The following is a 19,051-nucleotide window of genomic DNA, read 5'->3' as shown; positions in this document are numbered from 1 at the left end:
AGGTTATTCTAACCATGATTTATAATACTTGCCATCGTCGATTCGCATGGCCTGTTCCGTCAGCATCAGCGGGCGGAAGGTATCGACCATCACGGCATACTCCTGCGTCTCTTTCTTGCCAATGCTCCGCTCCATAGCACCGGGGTGCGGACCGTGCGGAATGCCGCCCGGATGCAGCGTAATGTGCCCTTTGGCGATGTCGTTGCGGCTCATAAAATCACCGTCTACGTAATACAACACCTCATCGGAGTCGATGTTGGAGTGGTTGTACGGAGCCGGGATGGCCTTCGGGTGATAGTCGTACAGACGGGGGCAGAACGAGCAAACCACAAAGGAATCGGTCTGGAACGTCTGGTGCACGGGTGGCGGCTGGTGTACGCGACCCGTTATCGGCTCAAAATTGAAAATGGAGAAACCGTACGGGAAATTGTAACCATCCCAGCCAACCACGTCGAATGGGTGTGATGCGTATACCAGCGAGTGCAGCGAACCCTGTTTCTTGATCTTCATCAGAAACTCACCCTTCTCGTCGTGCGTCTCCAGGTCACGCGGCAGAACAAAGTCCCGCTCACAGAACGGCGAATGCTCCAGCAACTGCCCGAAGTGGTTCCGGTAGCGCTTGGGCGTGTAAATCGGCGTGTGAGACTCCAGGTACAGCAGCCGGTTATCGTCGCTGTTGAACTCGATCTGGTAGATCATGCCCCTCGGAATCACCAGGTAATCGCCGTATTCGAAAGGGATGGTGCCAAGCAGCGTCCGCAGGTTACCGGAGCCCCGGTGAATGAACAGCATCTCGTCGGAGTCGGCATTCTTGTAGAAATACTCGGTCATGGACCGACGCGGTGCTGCCAGGCCGAAGATCACATCCTTGTTGACTAGCAGCGGCACCCGGCTCTCGATAAAATCGTCGACGGGGGTAATGTCGAAGCCGATGAGTTTGCGCGACAGCATATTTTTCTCCACTGCCAATTTCGGCTCCATGGCTACGCTCTCCAGCACCTCTTTTACCATAGTCGGACGGTGGATGTGGTACAGCAGCGACGACATGCCATCGAATCCGATGGTGCCGAACAGCTGCTCGTAGTATAGCCCCCCGTCCGGCTTCTCAAACTGCGTATGCCGTTTGGGAGGAATCTGACCGAGTGTATGGTAGAATGGCATGGGATACTAAATTTTGTTGGGTTTTATTCCGGCGGAGATACGAATTTGTACCTCCACCGGCGTTTATTGATGAAGTATAATTTAGTTGCTTAAACAACTATTGTTTTACTTACAATTATAACGCTAATTTCTCTATTGTATAACGATTCCAATAAAGTTTTATCAGTAATTATGATTAAGCGGTTTCCGAAGGCCACAAAAATAGCCGTTAGGTGAGCTGTACTGGTTTTTACTAACTTTGCCCGCCTTTACCAGTTAACCAAGCAAGCCATTAACTACTCAACCAATAAGGGCTTTACTCAAACGCATAACATCAATCGAATGCAACCTACTCTTCTCATTCTGGCGGCCGGCATGGGCAGCCGCTACGGAGGTATCAAACAGCTTGACCAGTTCGGCCCGAACGGTGAAACCATTATTGATTACTCCCTGTACGATGCCATACGGGCTGGTTTTGGCAAGGTCGTATTCATAATCCGTGAAGAGTTGCGGGATGATTTTGAAGAAGTTTTTAAACCGAAACTGGACGGCCGCATTGCCTATGAGTATGCCATCCAGAGCCTGCAATCGTATGTTCCGGCCGATCTGGGTGCCGTTCAGCGCACCAAACCCTGGGGAACCGGCCACGCCATGTTATGCGCCAAAGAGCAGACCGATACCCCGTTTGCGGTGATCAACGCCGATGATTTCTACGGGCTGGAAGCTTTCCAGATTATGGGTGAGTTTCTGCAAAATGATACCAACGACCAGCTACACGCTATGGTCGGTTATGAAGTGCAGAATACCCTTTCCGAGTATGGTTCTGTATCCCGCGGGGTGTGCGCGGTAGATGACAAAGGCAACCTGGCGTCGGTGATCGAACGGACGAAGATTTACCGGAAAGAGGGACAGATTGTCTACGAGGAAGCCGAAGGCCTGACACCGTTGACGCCGGACACACCGGTATCCATGAACTTCTGGGGCTTTAAGCCGGCCGTATTTCCGCTGGTGCAGCGGCAGTTTGAGGAGTACGCCCGCCTGAATTTTGATGCGCCTAAGGCGGAGTTTTATATTCCGACGGTGATGACGGCATTGATCCAAAACGATCAGGGAGCCTGTAAGGTGTTCCGGAGCCGGTCAGAATGGTTTGGGGTAACGTACCCGGACGATAAGCCGATGGTGCAGGCATCCCTGAAACGGTTACACGATTCCGGGACATACCCGGCCGATCTATGGGCGTAGTGAAAAGCTCCTGACGGGCTGAGTGGCCCGTCAGGAAATAAAGCTATATTATTCAGCAGCGTCCCGGGTCGTGCGAATCAGACTTATCCCGGTGAAGAAGAAGATCCCACCCAGGACAGCGTAGATTATGGATGCCCGGGCGACACCACCCTGCATCATATCCATGGCACCGTAAATCAGTCCGGCGATGCCAAGCAGCGTCAGGATGATTCCGAAAATTCGTTTGACATTCATAAGTTGAGTTGTTTATGTTTATCAGACACTTTTCCGTGTCGGAATAGATAACTACTTTTAAATCGAATCGTCCCTGAAACCTAGCGATTGGCCTTTGGCAGGACGCGTGTTAACTGGTTTGACCACCCACTTCATGAATGACTTTTTTGACCGTCGGCTGCTGCTGAACGGCTATATAACCTTAGCGGGCAGTATTCTGATGGTGATTATCATTAAAGTAACGCCCTCTATTCACCTGCCGTTTCTGGCGGCTGCCGCCCTGTCGGCCGGTCTCGGCTTTATTGAGCCGCGCCGGGGTTGGTTTCTGGCAATTCTCCAGGCCAGCTTCATCTGGCTGGGATACGAGCTGTTTACCAACCCGCCCCGCATCTCGTCCGACATCGAGATCGAGACGTTTAGCCTTTACGGTGCTATGCTGCTTACCTTCGCCGGTAGTTTCATTGGAGGAATGCTTAAGCGGGCGCTGGACAAGCCAGGTAGTCGCTGATGGCGTAATCCATTCACTCACGCAACTTTCGCTCCGGAGTCATCCATGATGGTATGGCGTCCGGATTTTTTGTAATTTTAAGGTATGTTTAAGCTATCGGCTACCCCGTTTCGTGATTTAGCGCAGTCGTTTGAAGGCGACTTGTATTATAATGATACCCCCCAGCATACCGCCCAACGGATGCTGTATGCTACCGATGCCTCCGTTTACCAGGAAATGCCCACGGCGGTAGCGCTGCCCCGTACCGTCGACGATATTAAACGGCTGGTGCGCTTTTCACGGCAGCACGGCATCGGACTTATACCCAGGGCCGCCGGTACCTCGCTGGCCGGGCAGGTGGTCGGAAACGGTATTGTGGTCGATATATCAAAATACTTTGGGGGAATATTGGAAGTCAACGCCGAAGAGCGCTGGGTGCGGGTACAGCCGGGCGTGATTCGCGATGACCTCAACGCCATTCTGAAGCCCTATGGTCTGTTGTTTGGACCGGAAACCTCTACCGCCAGCCGGGCCATGATCGGCGGGATGATCGGCAATAATTCCTGCGGTCTGCACTCGATTATCTGGGGCACCACCCGCGATCACCTGCTGGAGGCCAAAACCATCCTGAGCGACGGAGCCGAGGTAACGTTCGGACCCCTGACTCAGGACGAGTTTGACGCCAAATGCCACGGTGAAAACGTAAAAAGCCCGCTGGAACAGCAGCTCTACCAGCAAACCCGCGAGTGGCTGACCAATTCAAATATCCAGCAAAACATCCGCGAGGGTTTCCCCAAGCCCACTGTTACCCGCCGGAATACCGGTTATGCCGTGGATGCCCTGCTGCCGTTTTTTACCCACGCTGCCCAGCATATTTCCAATCCTCTCGTCACCGCTTCCGGCGAGATCGAGGAAACGCAGTTAGAAGCTGAACAGCGGATTGCAAATCCGCCACAGGACCGGTCAGGACCGGAACGACGAGCCGTTTCAAATCCTGACCAGCTCATTCCCTTCAACTTCTGTAAACTTATTGCTGGCTCGGAGGGAACGCTTTGCTTTGTGACCGAAGCGAAGCTGAACCTGATCCCGTTACCGCCGAAGGAAGTAACGCTGGTGTGTGCCCATTTTATGACTATCCGGGAAACGCTCGAGGCAAACCTGGTGGCCCTGGCGCATCAATGCTCGGCCTCCGAGGTGGTCGATGATTATATCCTGCAACTGACCAAGACCAACATTGAGCAGGCGAAAAACCGGGTGTTTGTCGAAGGTGATCCAAAGGCCATTCTGATGGTTGAGTTTCACGACGAGACGCTGGAGGGTGTCCGGCGTAAGGGTGAGGCTTTCATTCGGGCGTTGCAGGAAAAAGGGATGGGTTATGCATACCCGGTGCTGTACGGTAGTGATTCGAAAAAAGCCTGGGATCTGCGGAAAGCGGGTCTGGGCATCATGTACAACATTCCCGGTGAAGCAAAACCGGCCAACGTCATTGAAGACTGTGCAGTAGACGTGCGTGACCTGCCCGACTTCATCGACGAACTGGATCGCATGTCTACCGAGAAACATGGCCTTCAGCTGGAGTATTCGGCGCATGCCGGGGCGGGTGAACTGCACGCGCTGACACTCATGAACCTGAAGACATCGGAAGGCCGGAAGGCGTTTCGGGATCTGCTGGTCGATACGGCGGCTCTGGTAAAAAAGTACGGTGGGTCCCTGTCCGGAGAGCATGGCGACGGCCGCCTGCGGGGTGAATTTATCGGCTTTATGCTGGGCGAGGAGAACTTCCAGCTCATCAAAGACACCAAGCGGCTGTGGGACCCACACGGGGTATTCAACCCCGGCAAGATTGTGGATACCCCGCCGATGAACGAGTTCATGCGGAACGAACCCGACCGGGAGGTGCCGCAACCCCAGACCATTTTCGACTTCTCGGCCGAAGGCGGCCTGCTTGCCCTGGCCGAAAAATGCTCCGGCTCCGGCGATTGCCGCAAAACCGAAATTACCGGCGGCACCATGTGCCCCAGCTACATGGCCACCCGAAGCGAACGAGATACCACGCGGGCTCGGGCCAATATACTGCGCCATTTTTACACCAATAAAGCCAATCCGTCTGACTACGACTACGAGGCCGTAAAGGACGTGCTGGACCTCTGCCTCTCCTGCAAAGGCTGCAAAGCCGAATGCCCCTCCAGCGTCGATATGGCTCGGATGAAAGCCGAGTTTACGCAGCAGCACTACGCCGAAAAAGGCGTGCCGATGCGGGCGCGGCTGGTGGGCAATTTCACCAGAATGATGTCGCTGGCCAGCATTGCTCCCTGGGCCTACAACGCCATCTATAACACACCTGCCCTGCGTAAACTGGCCAACCGCCTGGTCGGCTTTCACCCCGACCGCACCATGCCGATGCTGGCAGATACGACGCTGCGGAAGTGGTTTTCCAGTAGGCAGTTGTCAGTGGGCGGTGGGCAGAAAGGAGTAGGCAGTAAACAAGGGGAGTCCAGTCTGCCTACTGCCAACCGCCAACTGCTGCCTGTAAATCTCTTCTGCGATGAGTTCACCAACTACAACGACGTAGAAGTTGGGCAGAAAGCCATCATGCTGCTGGAGCGGTTGGGCTACCCGGTAGCCATACCGGACCACATCGAGAGCGGCCGTACTTATCTGTCGAAGGGACTGGTCGAAGAGGCCCGGAAGATTGCTATCCGGAACGTAACGATGCTGAAAGACATTGTTTCGGAGCAGCAGCCGCTGGTCGGTCTGGAGCCGTCGGCCATTCTGACGTTCCGCGACGAATACCCGGACCTGGTGCCACACGACCTTAAAGCCGATGCGCAGCACATTGCCCGTCATACCTATCTGTTTGAAGAATGGCTGGCGCAGGAGGCCGACGCCGGACGTATTAAACCGGATGTCTTCAGCACCGAGACACGGCTGATTAAGGTGCACGGGCATTGCCACCAGAAAGCCTTATCGTCGCTGGTGCCGGTGAAGAAGATCCTGTCGCTGCCGAAGAATTATTCGGTGCAGTTGATTCCCTCGGGCTGCTGCGGGATGGCCGGTTCGTTTGGCTACGAAGCGGAACACTACGACGTCTCTATGCAAATTGGCGAACTGGTGCTGTTTCCAACGGTACGGCAGCAGCCGGACGACGTGATCATTGCCGCACCGGGCACCAGTTGCCGGCACCAGATCAAAGATGGTACGGGCCGTAAAGCCCAGCATCCGGCGGAGATCCTATACCAGGCGCTACGGTAAACTCACTGCTGGCACTTGTATACATAGGTGTGCTGGGTTTTACGCGTAGTGGGGTTGGTCTGGCTGGTGAGGTAGGATAGGCTCGTCTGCTCCTGCGCCGTTAGTTTCTTGAATTCATCGCGTGTCGACGTAAATGTGGTGGTTTCCCGACGGGTGCGGGTGTTGTTGGCTGCAACCGAGTAGGTGGTATAGCCCATAATAGTGCCGGAAGTCCAGAAGCGGCCCGGCAGCGTTTCTGCGCCCTGGGTCAACGCCACAAGCGTGAGAACTATCGGTTGAGGAACAGTGGCGAACGGAGAGGGTTGCGCATCCTGCGTATACTCGGTTTCGGTGGTCGTGACCGATCCGTTCCGGAGCTTGTCCTGAGCCCGCTCCAGGGTAATATTGCCGTTTGCATCGTACGTAAACGTAAACGTCCGCTCAATGATGTTCGAAGTGGAGGGGACTACCTGGCGATTTTCAACCAGGCGGCTCAGCTTACCGGTTGGGAGGTATTCCAGGCTGTAGACTGTTTGTAGCTGATTATTGCGGGTGTATGTGGCCCGGTAAGGCTTGTCGGACGCCTGCGTCAGCGCATACTCAAAGGCAATGGTCAGTTGGTTCTGGGTATCGGTAACGCGGGAAAGCCGGTTGCCGTTGTATTCCAGCCGAAAGCCCGCCAGTCGATCAGTGTTGCGCTCAAAAACTGAGGTAAGCTGCCCCCCCGTGTAGGTAAAGCTGCGTTCGACCAGGGTCGATAAGCGGCCGCTCTGGTCGAGTTGTTCGGTAGCGCCTACCAGGTCACAGACCGGCGGAGCCGCTACCTTTTTGGGTTCGCAGGCGAAAAAGCTCAGCAAGCAAAAAACCGATAAAAGCGGTAGGACAAAGCGATTTTTTCTCATTGTTCCGGAAAATGCAATCACAAATCTATCGCGTTTGTACAGGCGAACCAACGAAACCACGTTAATTTGTGTAGTATAGCAACCAAGCCGTCAGGCTGTTATTGACCCCTATGACCGCCGATAGTCAGCAGCAACTTTTAATTGAACGCATCCGGGCCATTGATCATCCCGAAGCCATCCGGCGGTACTTTGGGCTTCTGAAAGAGCTGATCGACATCATTAACCTGCCCAACGGCGATCCGCGGCTGGCCTTTGTGGTAGGAAAAGATAAATCGCTTACCGCTAATATTAATTTCTTCCCTGCTTTACGACTTACCCGCCCTTACAAGAGCGAAGTTGAATATGGCCTAACTATCAAAAAGGAGTGCCGGGAGCGATTGGCTGCCCTGACTGAGGTTGACTTTATGCCGGTAACTGAGAAATCAGATTACTGGATGGTGGTCATAGGTCAGTCTAATGTGCACCTATTGCATCACCCTGGGTTGCGGAAGTGTTGGGAGGATTGCTTATTAGAACTAGTCGAATCATCCAAGAGAGGACCGCATACGGCTCAACATAGCAGTTTGATATACCGGGCGGCTGAAGATGAGGGTTTAAGGGAAGACCTGATTCGTCGTTCAACAGGTAAAAGCGGGACTACACGTAGGTATTGGGTATTACATTCTAATCCGGATATTTACGATTCAAGGGCCGAACTGGAGGCAGCGGATAAAGGAGAGTTTAGGGTAGCTCAGGGAAATAAAGATAAACTGAATATTGGCGATGCTTTTGCTCTTTGGCAATCAGGTACAAAGGCCGGTCTGCTTGCTTTCGGGGAAATTATCGATAAGCCCTCCGTACGTACTCGGGCCGAAGATGATAACCGGTTTGTAAAGAATGCTGAACGACTGAAGCAGGAGCGGTTAGCGGTAACAGTCCAGTACAAAGAGAAGCTGCTTGAAAACCCGACAACCAAAAATACGATACTTGAGCATCCGTTGCTAGGTCGGCTGAGGGTGTTTCAAAATCCACAGGGAATCACTAATGCCGAATTAACCGAGGAGGAATTTATTACGCTTCGTCAGTTAGCCGGCCTGAACGGCTTATTTGAGGAGCCGGAAGAAAGCTATCAGAAAATTAGTATAAAGCCCGATATTCCCCGCAACCTGATCTTTTACGGCCCCCCTGGCACTGGTAAAACGTATCAGGTGCAGCAACTGGCCGGGCAGTTCGAGACCGATTTCATTACCTTTCATCAGTCGTACGGCTACGAGGAGTTTGTGGAGGGTATCCGGCCCGAAACCCGCAACAGCCAGATTACCTACAAAGTAGCCAAAGGTGTTTTTTACAAAGCCTGCGTAGCGGCCGTGCAGAAGGCCGGATACGCTACTCTGGCCGATTGCATGAACGACACGCCCGACCAGCGGCAGCACCGACTCCGGCAGGCCCCACCGCATCTGCTGGTAATCGACGAGATCAACCGGGCTAACATTTCCAAAGTATTCGGCGAGCTCATCACCCTGATTGAGCCCAACAAACGACTGGGCGAAGCCAATGAGTTGTGGGTTATGCTGCCGTATTCGCAGGAGCGGTTTGGGGTGCCTGCCAATCTGTACATCGTCGGTACTATGAATACCGCCGACCGGTCCATTGCTCTGCTGGATATAGCGCTGCGTCGCCGGTTTAGCTTTCGGGAGATGCTGCCGGAGCCGGCGTTGTTGTCCGTAGTCGATGACATTGATCTGGCAGCCCTGCTGCGCACTCTCAATGAGCGCATTGAATACCTCTACGACCGCGACCACCAGATCGGTCATGCTTATCTGATGCCGGTAACCTCGCTGCCGGAGCTGTGTGAGGTATTCCGCGACAAGATCATTCCGCTGCTGCAGGAGTATTTTTACAACGACTGGCAAAAGATTCAACTGGTGCTGGGAGACAACAAAGCCTGGGGTAAATTACCCGAACACAAACTCGTCCGGGTAAAAAAGCAGTACTCCGCGTCTTTAGCTAAAGAACTCTTCGGCGAGGAGCCCGACGAATACGCCGAGGTTATTACCTTTGAGGTTAATCCGCATTTGCTTCGGCAGGAATACGAGCTGGTTCCCAAAGAAGTGTTTGTGCATATTTATCAGAAGACTTGATTAGTACAACGGAATACAATCGCTTCGGCGATCCGATCCGTTGTACACGCAACCATGAAAGCCCTCGTTCTAACCGAATACAAGCATTTTGAGGTACAGGATGTACCCAAACCCTCTATTTATCCTGATGAAGTGCTGGTCCGCGTGAAGGCCGTTGGCATTTGCGGCAGCGATGTTCACGGCATGGACGGTAGCAGCGGCCGGCGGATTCCGCCCCTCGTGATGGGCCACGAAGCCTCAGGTATCATCGCTGAAGTAGGTGAAGATGTCACCGACTGGCACGTAGGCGACCGTGTTACCTTCGATTCAACCGTGTATTCGCTTGACGACTGGTACAGCCGTCGGGGTATGTACAACCTCAGCGATGGCCGCGAGGTATTGGGCGTCTCAACGCCGGATTTCAAGCGTCAGGGGGCCTTTGCCGAATACGTGGCGGTGCCGCAGCACATTTTATACAAAGTGCCCGATAACGTCTCGTTCACCCAGGCTGCCCTGGTGGAGCCGGTAGCGGTGGCGCTGCACGCCCTGAGCCTGACACCCATGCAGGTTAATGATTCGGCGGTGGTGGTTGGGGCCGGTATGATTGGCCTGTTCGTGATTCAGGCGCTGAAGATTGCCGGCTGCGGCAAAATTATCGCCCTCGACCTCGACAATGACCGGCTGGCGCTGGCTACCAAACTCGGTGCTGATGTGGTGATGAACCCGCAGGAGACCGACGTAACCGTTGAGGTAAAAGCCCTGACCAGTGGCCGCGGTGCCGATGTGGCGTTTGAGGTGGTGGGTATTGGGTCAACGGTCAACATGGCGATCGACTGTGTGCGAAAGGGCGCTACCATCACGCTGGTGGGTAATCTGACGCCAAGGGCAGAAGTGCCGCTGCAGGCCATCGTCACGCGTCAGTTGCGGCTGCAGGGTTCCTGCGCCATCAACGGTGAGTACGAAGCCGCCTTAAGCCTGATCTCTTCCGGCAAGATTGATGTTGAAGCAATTCTGAGCGCCGAAGTATCGCTGGACGAAGGGGCCAACTGGTTTCAGCGCCTGTACGATAAAGAGAAGGGGCTGATAAAAGTGGTATTGAAGCCGTAATAAATTAGCGGGCCTGGGTACCATCGTAGATAATAACACGCTCGGCCGGAGTGCCTAACTTCCGCGTAATTTCCATTCGCTCGGCATTCGTTAACTTGCTTTGATCGACCTGGCTACCGTCGCAACGGTACGTCAGACAGCCGATGCAGGACATATAGCTCATGTAAATATTGAAATAGTCCTGGTTGTTGACTGTAACCAGTGTTATGGTGGTAATAGCGGAATCTTTCCCCTGCTTTATGTCGCTGATTTTCTGCCGCAGCCAGGGTAGCTTGTTGGCCGGATCTTTTACCCCGCAGGCCCGTATGTTCTTCGACGCGGCTATTGTCCTGTCTCTCTGACAGGCTCCGGTCAGCAGGCCTAAAACAATCAGGAGTAGCACTGCCTGTTTCATAAACGTGTTCGCGTAAACGATTTTTTTGTTAAGACCCAACGGATTGCCAGTTGGTTGGAAAGACCGCTAAAAACAGTAGTGTAGGGGTTGGTAGTTACTATACAAACCCACGTCACTACCATGAAAGGCATTCGTTACCTGCTGTTAGCAAGCTATTTACCCATGGCTGCCCTACGGGCTCAGCCGGACACCGTGGCCCGCAGTGAACAGATCAGCGCCCGGCTGCACTACGGCTTTATCATTCCGCATTCCGAAAGCATTCGCGCCGTTTCCAATACCAATCCGGCCGGACTGGAACTGACCTACAGCCGGATGGCGCTGAGCCGCCGGGCCTGGGAAAACTGCAACTGTTTTGCCCGTATTGGTGCCTATCTGAACTATACCTCCTTCGCCAACCCGATGGTGCTTGGCGAAACGTTCGGCGCGGGGGGGTATTTTGAGCCGTTGCTGGCGTACCGGGGGCGCACTACGTTTTCGCTGCGGGCAACGGCGGGGCTCGCCTACCTGACGCGGGTGTATGATGAGCAAACCAATCCGCAGAACATGTTCTTCAGTATGCCCCTCAGCGGGCTGATGGCCCTAAACCTGAATGCCTACTATCGTCTTGCGGACCAGCTCCAGTTAGTGACATCAGTCAACTACAATCACATCTCCAATGGCGGCACCCGGCAGCCCAATAAGGGTATGAACTTTCCAACGGCTTCCATCGGTCTGGCGTACCAGCCGCGCCGGGAAGTAATACCCGACTCCCGGCAATGGCGGGCGGCCCCACTGACACAACGATGGCTGGCGCGGGCGTTGCTGTTCGGGACCATTAAGGTGCTGGAGTCCACCGACGAGTTTCCCGAAACACCCCGCACCCAATGGGGCACCACGCTGACCACCGGGTACCGGGTTAGCCGGCTCCATGCTTTCTCGGGGGGCTTAGAGTACGTCAATGATAATGCAGTTCGGGAATATATCCGGCGCGACAACCAGCCCGATAATTTCCGGCAACTGGCCCTGCTGGCCGGCTACGAACTATGGCCCGGCCGTTACACCTTCAGCATCCATATGGCGTACAACGCCCTGAGGCCCGGCCCTAATTATGCCGATAAGATTTATCAGCGCTACCAACTGCTGTACCGGGCACCGTCGGGCTTAACGGCCGGCATTGGCCTCAAAGCCGACCGACAGGTCGCCGATGGCTTTGATGTACGGCTGGGGTATGGATTTTGAGTATACCGATTATTGATCTTTATAAGTAGCGACCATATGTAAGAGTCTTTTTAGCTAAACTCTTATCACTACCCATGAACATTGCCCTTGTCGGTCCCGGCAAAGTAGCCCACCTGCACGCCCAGGCCACACGCCAGATACCGAATACCAAACTGGTGGCCATATACGGTCGTACTCCGGAAAAAACAGAAGCCTTTGCGCAGCAATACAGCATCAAGGCCTATACGGATGTTGCCGAAATGGTGACGCAGGAGCAGGTAGACATCACCATCATCTGTACTCCGCACCCCGCCCACCGCGACCCAACCATTGCCGCGCTGGAAGCGGGCTCGCACGTGCTGGTGGAGAAACCCCTGGCGGCTACCCTGGAAGACTGCGACGCCATGCTGGAGGCAGCGCAACGGTCGGGTCGGCAACTGAGTGTAATCAGCCAGCGCCGGTTTTATACACCCTGCAAGCGTATCCGGCAGGCGATTGATTCCGGTAAAATCGGAAAGCCGGTTCTGGGCACCGTGCATACGCTGAGCTGGCGCGATGAGGCCTATTACCGCAGCGATCCCTGGCGGGGCTCGTGGCAGGGAGAAGGCGGTGGCGTACTGGTCAACCAGGCTCCGCACCAGCTCGACCTGCTGCTCTGGTACATGGGCGAAGCGGAGGAGGTATATGGCGTCTGGCGCAACCTCAACCACCCATATATAGAGGTGGATGACACGGCGGTGGCGGTAGTGAAATTCAAAAACGGCGGCATTGGCAATATCGTAGTCAGTAATTCGCAGAAACCTGGCATTTATGGCCGGGTCCATGTACACGGGGAGAATGGGGCTTCAGTGGGTGTAAAGACCGATGGTGGCGCTATGTTCATCGCCGGTATGCTACCCATTCTCGACCCGCCCGTTAATGATCTGTGGACGGTGCCGGGCGAAGAGAAGCTGCTGGAAGGCTGGGAGGACGAAGATTCGGATGCTTTCCGAAACATTGATGCCTCTACCTACTATTTTGTGCAGCAGATCACCGAGTTCTGCGAAGCCATCCGGGAGAATCGCCCCCCGCTTGTGACCGGGCAGGATGGCCGCCGGGTCGTTGAGCTATTTACCGCCATCTATGAATCGACCAGAACGAATGGCGTGGTGACGATTGCTCAACTGTAAAATTACCATTTGGTATACTACATAACCTATTGCCTTCGTATGTAGTTGAGGGTATAATTCCTAATGACTCAACGACATATGAAAACCAGGACGGTTTTTTATCTGCTTTGCCTGCTGGTACTGGCCGGTAGCTGCCGGCGCGAAAACGTGCCGGATCGGGCAAAAACGACCAAGACAACCTCATCGACCTCAACTTCAGTCTGGGAAGAAAAGCGAAAGCAGGGAGTTGACTTCACCGCCTTCGGCGGAACGCCAGCCTGGTCGCTGGACGTTGATTTTGCTAAGAACATCCGGCTTAAAGCGCAGGGTAATAATGTGCTGACCACCTCCCTGCCCGAACCGAAACCCTATGGTAAAAACGGCGGGGTACTCCTCGACACAAAGACCGGGACAGGACGGTTGAGGGTAACGATTGAGCCAGCCGTCTGTAAAGACGACAATGGCCGGGAGTATGCCTACTCAGTTGTGGTGGAGGCCAACAAAAAACGGTATACCGGCTGCGGGGCCTTTCTGCGGGCGGAGAGTCGGCTGAACGATACGTGGGTCCTGGAGTCTTTTAAAGGGCAGCGGCTGCGGCCGGAATTATTCTCCGAACGCCGGTTACCGTATCTGGCGATCAATGTAAAAGACAGTCGGCTGGAGGGATATGCGGGTTGTAACCAGATTGGGGGTAAGGTGCAGACCGACGCCGATCAGGTGCAGTTTGAGCCGGTGACATCTACCCGTAAAGCCTGTGCGTCTAAATTTGAAAGTGATTTTTTAAATGCCCTGCGAAGCGCTACCTTGTACCGTGTTGGCAAAAACCGCCTGACCCTGCTGTCGAACGGCCAATACGTAATGACATTTCGCAAGAAAAATTAATGTATGAAGTTTTTTGTGCCCGCCGTTAAAGACGAAACTGAAGCGGAAAAAGTATACGAAATTCTCCGGAAAAAAGTAAGCCAGCAATACGGTTACCAACCGGGTCCTGCCCGTCTGTACCAGATTGTGTATGAGGATAATGGACAGGAGTTTACCGACACCGTAGGCGAACCAAGTCCGTTTGGTGGAGAGCGGGTTGTGGCGATCTTCCAGGCTGAAGATAAATACCTCGTCTGCACGGCCAACAAAGGGGTGGTCAAAGGTCTGCCAATGATGGTAGGCGACTGGGCCATTACACGGGTTGTTCCCTTCGAAGAGTAGCCGTTGGTTCTACTGAGCGGATCTGTTACCTTTATGGTATAAACTGTTTATACCATGTTATCCACATCACCACCAGACCAGCTTACGTCGGTCAACCTCGATGCGTACTTTCAGCGGATTAGCTACACGGGGGCGCAATCAGCTACCCTGGAAACTCTGCAGCGCATTCACTATCTCCATCCCCAGGCCATCCCCTTCGAAAACCTGAACCCGTTTCTTCGGCTGCCGGTGCGGCTCGACCTGGGGTCATTACAGGAGAAAATGGTGTTTGACGGGCGGGGCGGGTTCTGTTACGAACAGAATAACCTGCTTGCCCACGTGCTCACGGCGCTTGGCTTCACGGTGAAAGGGCTGGCGGCCCGCGTTCTCTGGAACCTGCCTGAGGACGTAACGAATCCGCGCACGCATATGCTGCTGCTGGTACAGGCCGACGGAAATCCGTACATCGCCGATGTGGGTTTTGGCGGCCTCACCATGACGGCTCCCCTGGCGCTGGTGCCGGATCGGGAGCAGCCTACTCCGCATGAGTCATTCCGCCTGCTGAAAGCCGGTGGAGAATTTATCGTAGAAGCGTTTGTCCGGCAGGAGTGGAAAGCGTTGTACCGCTTCGGGCTGGACCCGCACCTGTTACCGGACTACGAACTGGCTAGTTGGTTTTGTGCCACAATCCGGCTTCCCGCTTCCTGAACGAAATTATGGCTGCCCGAACGACACCCGACTGTCGCTACGCTCTGCGGAACACCGAGCTGGCTATCCACCACCGCAATGGCGAAACCGAGCGGCAACTACTGCTGTCGGCGACCGAGGTGCAGGCGGTTCTGGCGTCTGTGTTCCGACTGCAACTACCCCAGCCAGCTCTTTTGGCGATGGAACTCGATAAATTGCTGCTGAGGCTGAGCGCGGCCGAACAGCCAGCCACCAGTCAAAGCCCTAACTAAGCGAACCCCGTATGCCTTATGCCATCTGCGAGTACGGTCTTATCCGCCGGGCCGTTGATTTTGCCAATGTCCTGGACTCGCCGACGGAGTTGTACCTGCCCGATGAGTCATTTGATAGCTTAAAGACGTTCATTGCCGAAAATGATGCAGATGCGGTACTAACCTATGGCTGGCAGAAGGGAAAGGAGGTCATCCGCACGCGGAATTACGTAGGACTGCTGGAGACGCGGGAGGGCGTACAGGTGGAGATCTGGCCGAAGGTACACCCCCCTGCTCCCCAAACCAAGGGGGATGAGCCCCGGCGGGCCTTGCTGACGATGCTGCGGCATTTGCGGGATAGCCCGTTCCGGCACGTGGCCCCGATGCAGTCGGGGGCCGAGCGGCTGCCGTTGTGGGAGGTGTTTATTCAGGCGTTTCTGGACGAAATAACCGTGCTGCTGACCCGTGGTCTTCAGAAAGCCTATGTGTCCGAAGAGGCCGATCAGCGGTACCTGCGCGGAAAACTTCACCTGCCGGGCCAGATTCGCCGGAATACGCTCCATGCCGAACGGGTTGCCGTTATCTGTGACGAGTTCACCGCCGATCTGCCACCTAACCGGCTCCTCAAAACCGGCCTGCTCTATTTGCGTGACCGGGCCAGCAATACCCGTAACCAGAGCCGTATCCGTCAACTGCTTTTTGCGCTTGACGAGGTGCCGCCGTCTGTGCGGGTAAGTACCGACTGGCAGGCTGCCCGGGCCGCCAACCGGCTCTTTGTGCGGTACGGCCCGGCCCTGCAGTGGGTAGACGTACTGCTGCGCGGCCAGGTGTTCGGTATGGCAACGGGCCGGCACTGGCATCCCGCTCTGCTGTTTCCGATGGAACGGATATTTGAAGATTATGTAGCCGCCGGCTTTCGGAAGTATGCTCCCGACGCCGAGGTGCTGATTCAGGAGTCGTCGCAGTACCTGATCAGCGAGCATGGCGGATCGCAAAAGTTCAAACTTCGGCCCGACATTGTTTTGTACCGGCAGGGGCCGTATGGTCAGCAGACACTGGTGCTGGACACGAAGTGGAAAACAATCGACGGCACCGACCAGACCGGCACCTACGGTATCGACCAGGCGGATTTGTATCAGCTGTACGCCTACGGCAAGAAGTACAACGCTACCGAACTGGTTCTGATTTACCCCGCCAATGAGACTTTCCGGCACCCGCTCACCGTCTTCGGCTACGATGCCACCATGCAACTTCGGGTAGTTCCTTTTGACGTACTAAACAGCCTGGAAACGGAAGTACGGAAAATATTGACGGATGAATGATGTTGATAAACGCGGCTATGCGTTAACTTACGCCGTTTGTCGGTAACGCTACCTGCTCCGGCAGCGGCAACCCACTTAATAATACCCCTTTACTCCCTAATCAATGCCACTTGTACTTACCTTTCTGGGCATTCTGGCCCTGGTTTTCCTGGTTCTCTACGTCAAACTGGATACCTTCATTTCATTTTTACTCGTCTCCATTACCTTAGGACTTGTGGCTGGAATGGACGTGCCAGCCGTCGGAAAATCCATTCAGACGGGTATCGGTAGTACCCTGGGCGATCTGGTGCTGATTATCGGCTTTGGGGCCATGCTGGGCCGGCTGGTGGCCGAAAGCGGTGCCGCCCGGCGCATTACCAACGTGCTGATCGGCTGGTTCGGTATCCGGAATATTCAATGGGGGCTGGCGCTGGCCGGTTTTATCATCGGTATTCCGCTCTTCTACAATGCGGGTTTCATCATCGTGGTCCCGCTGATCTTTACCATTGCCATGTCGACTGGGTTACCGATGATGACGGTAGCGATTCCAATGTTATCAGCATTATCAGTAGCACACGGATACCTGCCTCCGCATCCGTCGCCGGCGGCAATTACTGCCCAGCTTGGGGCCAATATTGGTACCACCCTGCTCTACGGAATCATTGTGGCTATTCCGGCGATTATCATTGCCGGGCCCCTTTTCGGTAAAACACTGAAACGCTATAACCCGCGACCTGACCGGGATATCTACAATATCAAAGACGTGCCGGATACCGACCTGCCTGGCGTTGGTATCAGCTTTTTTGTGGCGTTACTACCGGTAGTGATGTTAACCGTTTTCGGACCACTGAAAAGCTTTTTTGCGCCCGATACGGTTGTGGGTAAGCTGGGTATGCTGCTGGCTGAACCCTATATGGGCATGTTAATTTCGGTACTGGTGGCTGTATATGCGCTTGGGTTGCAGCGTGGCCAGTCCATGAAGGCCGTGATGAAGGAACTGGAGGAAGCCATTAAAGCGGTCGCGCCCATCTTGCTGGTCATTGCCGGAGCCGGGGCACTTAAGCAGATCTTCAACGATAGCGGCACCAGTAAATACATCGGTGACATACTAAGTGGCGTACAGATGTCGCCCCTGCTGCTGGGGTGGGGCATTGCCGCTGTTATTCGGGTCTGTATCGGCTCGGCAACCATAGCGGGGCTGACAACTGTAGGTATTGTTATGCCTCTTATTCAGCAGCAGACGATCAAACCCGAATTGATGGTACTGGCAATCGGCTCCGGCAGCCTGATGTTTTCACACATAAACGACGCGGGATTCTGGCTGTTCAAAGAGTACTTTAACCTGAGTGTAAAAGACACGATCATGACCTGGTCAATCATGGAAACCATTGTTTCGGTGGTAGGGCTTTTAGGCGTTCTGGCGTTGAATTTGTTTGTCTAGCTCAGCCATGAAACGATTCTTCCTCGTGGTTGTGGTGCTGCTCGTTATCATCATAGCTGCGCTGTACCGGCCCGACATTCCCGTGGAGGTTTTGCGGGAGCGGTATAAGACGCCGGTTTCGCACGTGGTGGAGGTCGATGGCATGCCGGTACACTACCGGGCCGAAGGTGCCTCGCTGGACACGGTGCCGCTGATTCTGCTGCACGGCTCGGGGGCCTCGCTGCTGACATGGGACGGCTGGATACCTTACTTCAGGAATGATACCCGCATTATCCGGCTGGATCTGCCGGGGTATGGCCTCACGGGGCCGCACCCTAACAATGAGGGCTCCCCGGCGTATTATGCTAAATTTCTGGCGTTCTTCCTGGACCGGCTCAAAATCCGGCGGTGCGATATTGCGGGTAATTCGCTGGGCGGAGCCACCGCCTGGCAGTTTGCGCTGCGGTATCCTGAGCGGGTACGCAAGCTGGTCCTGATCGATGCGGCCGGGTATCCGAACCGGCCCGAAGCCGTACCGGTGGCGTTTCGCCTGGCGCGGCTTCCGGTACTCAGCAGCCTCTTTGCGCATATGACGCCCAAAGCCTTATTCCGCGCCAGTCTGGAGAGCGTGTATGCCAATAACCAAAAAGTAACCGATGCGTTGGTGCAGCAGTATTACGATATGTCGCTGCGGGCCGGCAACCGGCGGGCCTTTGTCCGGCGCGCTTACCAGCCCGATAGCACCTGGCAGCAGATCCGGACAATCCGGCACCCAACCCTGATTATGTGGGGACAGCAGGACCGGCTGATCCCGATCCTGACGGCGTACCGCTTTCACGACGATTTACCGAATGATACGTTACTGGTGTACCCCAATGCCGGTCATGTACCCATGGAGGAATTGCCCCAGCAAACCGCCTTGGATGCCCGACAGTTTCTGAAGAAGTAGACCGGAATTGAAATTCGGGAGATGCAGCTCGTACCAAAATTGTAACTTTGGCCCAACAAAGCTTACTGTTAATTTTAAGCCGGAATACAATCGCTTCGGCG

General features: G+C 54.7%; 16 protein-coding genes and 1 pseudogene. 13 read left to right on the top strand and 4 right to left on the bottom strand.

Features of this window, described 5'->3' with window-relative positions:
* Nucleotides 1-3 precede the first annotated feature (3 nt).
* Nucleotides 4-1,161, bottom strand: a complete 1,158-nt coding sequence (locus tag ABD949_RS24060; protein ID WP_345247799.1) for a homogentisate 1,2-dioxygenase — start codon at nt 1,159-1,161, stop codon at nt 4-6.
* Between the two features lie 321 nt (nt 1,162-1,482).
* On the opposite strand from ABD949_RS24060, the gene ABD949_RS24055 reads away from it, so the two are divergent.
* Nucleotides 1,483-2,382 (top strand): nucleotidyltransferase family protein, encoded by a 900-nt coding sequence (locus ABD949_RS24055; protein ID WP_345247797.1) that lies wholly within the window; start codon nt 1,483-1,485, stop codon nt 2,380-2,382.
* A gap of 48 nt (nt 2,383-2,430) precedes the next feature.
* On the opposite strand, the gene ABD949_RS24050 is transcribed toward ABD949_RS24055, so the two are convergent.
* Nucleotides 2,431-2,616, bottom strand: coding sequence for a hypothetical protein (locus ABD949_RS24050; protein ID WP_345247795.1), 186 nt, complete (start codon nt 2,614-2,616; stop codon nt 2,431-2,433).
* A 133-nt stretch (nt 2,617-2,749) separates the two neighbouring features.
* On the opposite strand from ABD949_RS24050, the gene ABD949_RS24045 reads away from it, so the two are divergent.
* A complete protein-coding gene (locus ABD949_RS24045; RefSeq protein WP_345247793.1) occupies nt 2,750-3,103 on the top strand; it encodes a hypothetical protein in 354 nt (117 codons plus the stop codon).
* Between the two features lie 84 nt (nt 3,104-3,187).
* On the top strand, nt 3,188-6,334 hold the full coding sequence (locus ABD949_RS24040; protein WP_345247791.1) for an FAD-binding and (Fe-S)-binding domain-containing protein: 3,147 nt from the start codon (nt 3,188-3,190) through the stop codon (nt 6,332-6,334).
* A 2-nt stretch (nt 6,335-6,336) separates the two neighbouring features.
* Here the strand turns inward: ABD949_RS24040 and ABD949_RS24035 are convergent, their stop codons facing one another.
* Entirely contained in the window at nt 6,337-7,170 is an 834-nt protein-coding gene (locus ABD949_RS24035) for a hypothetical protein (RefSeq protein WP_345247789.1), read from the bottom strand.
* A 155-nt stretch (nt 7,171-7,325) separates the two neighbouring features.
* On the opposite strand from ABD949_RS24035, the gene ABD949_RS24030 reads away from it, so the two are divergent.
* Together ABD949_RS24030 and ABD949_RS24025 are read left to right on the top strand one after the other, a co-directional pair.
* The gene (locus tag ABD949_RS24030; RefSeq protein WP_345247787.1) at nt 7,326-9,335 is read left to right on the top strand and encodes an McrB family protein; all 2,010 of its coding nucleotides are present in this window, start codon (nt 7,326-7,328) and stop codon (nt 9,333-9,335) included.
* A gap of 54 nt (nt 9,336-9,389) precedes the next feature.
* Nucleotides 9,390-10,421, top strand: coding sequence for a galactitol-1-phosphate 5-dehydrogenase (locus tag ABD949_RS24025; RefSeq protein WP_345247785.1), 1,032 nt, complete (start codon nt 9,390-9,392; stop codon nt 10,419-10,421).
* 4 nt (nt 10,422-10,425) lie between these two features.
* Here the strand turns inward: ABD949_RS24025 and ABD949_RS24020 are convergent, their stop codons facing one another.
* On the bottom strand, nt 10,426-10,815 hold the full coding sequence (locus tag ABD949_RS24020; RefSeq protein WP_345247783.1) for a hypothetical protein: 390 nt from the start codon (nt 10,813-10,815) through the stop codon (nt 10,426-10,428).
* A gap of 120 nt (nt 10,816-10,935) precedes the next feature.
* On the opposite strand from ABD949_RS24020, the gene ABD949_RS24015 reads away from it, so the two are divergent.
* The 8 genes and pseudogenes from ABD949_RS24015 (at nt 10,936) to ABD949_RS23975 (ending at nt 18,950) form a co-directional block, all read left to right on the top strand.
* Nucleotides 10,936-12,033, top strand: a complete 1,098-nt coding sequence (locus tag ABD949_RS24015; RefSeq protein ID WP_345247781.1) for an acyloxyacyl hydrolase — start codon at nt 10,936-10,938, stop codon at nt 12,031-12,033.
* Between the two features lie 74 nt (nt 12,034-12,107).
* Nucleotides 12,108-13,181 (top strand): Gfo/Idh/MocA family protein, encoded by a 1,074-nt coding sequence (locus tag ABD949_RS24010; RefSeq protein ID WP_345247779.1) that lies wholly within the window; start codon nt 12,108-12,110, stop codon nt 13,179-13,181.
* A gap of 78 nt (nt 13,182-13,259) precedes the next feature.
* The gene (locus tag ABD949_RS24005) at nt 13,260-14,042 is read left to right on the top strand and encodes an META domain-containing protein (protein ID WP_345247777.1); all 783 of its coding nucleotides are present in this window, start codon (nt 13,260-13,262) and stop codon (nt 14,040-14,042) included.
* Between the two features lie 3 nt (nt 14,043-14,045).
* The gene (locus tag ABD949_RS24000) at nt 14,046-14,363 is read left to right on the top strand and encodes a hypothetical protein (RefSeq protein ID WP_345247775.1); all 318 of its coding nucleotides are present in this window, start codon (nt 14,046-14,048) and stop codon (nt 14,361-14,363) included.
* Nucleotides 14,364-14,417: 54 nt separating this feature from the next.
* Nucleotides 14,418-15,301 (top strand): annotated as a pseudogene (locus ABD949_RS23995) (arylamine N-acetyltransferase family protein).
* A gap of 11 nt (nt 15,302-15,312) precedes the next feature.
* A complete protein-coding gene (locus ABD949_RS23985; RefSeq protein WP_345247768.1) occupies nt 15,313-16,602 on the top strand; it encodes an McrC family protein in 1,290 nt (429 codons plus the stop codon).
* 103 nt (nt 16,603-16,705) lie between these two features.
* Entirely contained in the window at nt 16,706-18,022 is a 1,317-nt protein-coding gene (locus ABD949_RS23980; RefSeq protein ID WP_345247766.1) for a gluconate:H+ symporter, read from the top strand.
* Nucleotides 18,023-18,029: 7 nt separating this feature from the next.
* Nucleotides 18,030-18,950 carry an alpha/beta fold hydrolase gene (locus ABD949_RS23975; RefSeq protein ID WP_345247764.1) on the top strand — a complete coding sequence of 307 codons (921 nt, stop codon included), beginning with the start codon at nt 18,030-18,032 and terminating at the stop codon, nt 18,948-18,950.
* Nucleotides 18,951-19,051 lie beyond the last annotated feature (101 nt).

The sequence above is a fragment of the Nibrella saemangeumensis genome (assembly GCF_039541915.1).
GTDB classification, from domain to species: domain Bacteria; phylum Bacteroidota; class Bacteroidia; order Cytophagales; family Spirosomataceae; genus Nibrella; species Nibrella saemangeumensis.
The sequence above is the reverse complement of the archived record's forward strand: the minus strand, read 5'-3'. Positions and strand labels throughout refer to the sequence as shown.

Coding starts and splice junctions, on each gene's coding strand:
- ABD949_RS23985 (WP_345247768.1), top strand. CDS start 15,313: ATGCCTTATGCCATCTGCGAGTACGGTCTTATCCGCCGGGCCGTTGAT.
- ABD949_RS23975 (WP_345247764.1), top strand. CDS start 18,030: ATGAAACGATTCTTCCTCGTGGTTGTGGTGCTGCTCGTTATCATCATA.
- ABD949_RS24040 (WP_345247791.1), top strand. CDS start 3,188: ATGTTTAAGCTATCGGCTACCCCGTTTCGTGATTTAGCGCAGTCGTTT.
- ABD949_RS24010 (WP_345247779.1), top strand. CDS start 12,108: ATGAACATTGCCCTTGTCGGTCCCGGCAAAGTAGCCCACCTGCACGCC.
- ABD949_RS24005 (WP_345247777.1), top strand. CDS start 13,260: ATGAAAACCAGGACGGTTTTTTATCTGCTTTGCCTGCTGGTACTGGCC.
- ABD949_RS24030 (WP_345247787.1), top strand. CDS start 7,326: ATGACCGCCGATAGTCAGCAGCAACTTTTAATTGAACGCATCCGGGCC.
- ABD949_RS24055 (WP_345247797.1), top strand. CDS start 1,483: ATGCAACCTACTCTTCTCATTCTGGCGGCCGGCATGGGCAGCCGCTAC.
- ABD949_RS24020 (WP_345247783.1), bottom strand. CDS start 10,815: ATGAAACAGGCAGTGCTACTCCTGATTGTTTTAGGCCTGCTGACCGGA.
- ABD949_RS24060 (WP_345247799.1), bottom strand. CDS start 1,161: ATGCCATTCTACCATACACTCGGTCAGATTCCTCCCAAACGGCATACG.
- ABD949_RS24050 (WP_345247795.1), bottom strand. CDS start 2,616: ATGAATGTCAAACGAATTTTCGGAATCATCCTGACGCTGCTTGGCATC.
- ABD949_RS23980 (WP_345247766.1), top strand. CDS start 16,706: ATGCCACTTGTACTTACCTTTCTGGGCATTCTGGCCCTGGTTTTCCTG.
- ABD949_RS24025 (WP_345247785.1), top strand. CDS start 9,390: ATGAAAGCCCTCGTTCTAACCGAATACAAGCATTTTGAGGTACAGGAT.
- ABD949_RS24000 (WP_345247775.1), top strand. CDS start 14,046: ATGAAGTTTTTTGTGCCCGCCGTTAAAGACGAAACTGAAGCGGAAAAA.
- ABD949_RS24045 (WP_345247793.1), top strand. CDS start 2,750: ATGAATGACTTTTTTGACCGTCGGCTGCTGCTGAACGGCTATATAACC.
- ABD949_RS24015 (WP_345247781.1), top strand. CDS start 10,936: ATGAAAGGCATTCGTTACCTGCTGTTAGCAAGCTATTTACCCATGGCT.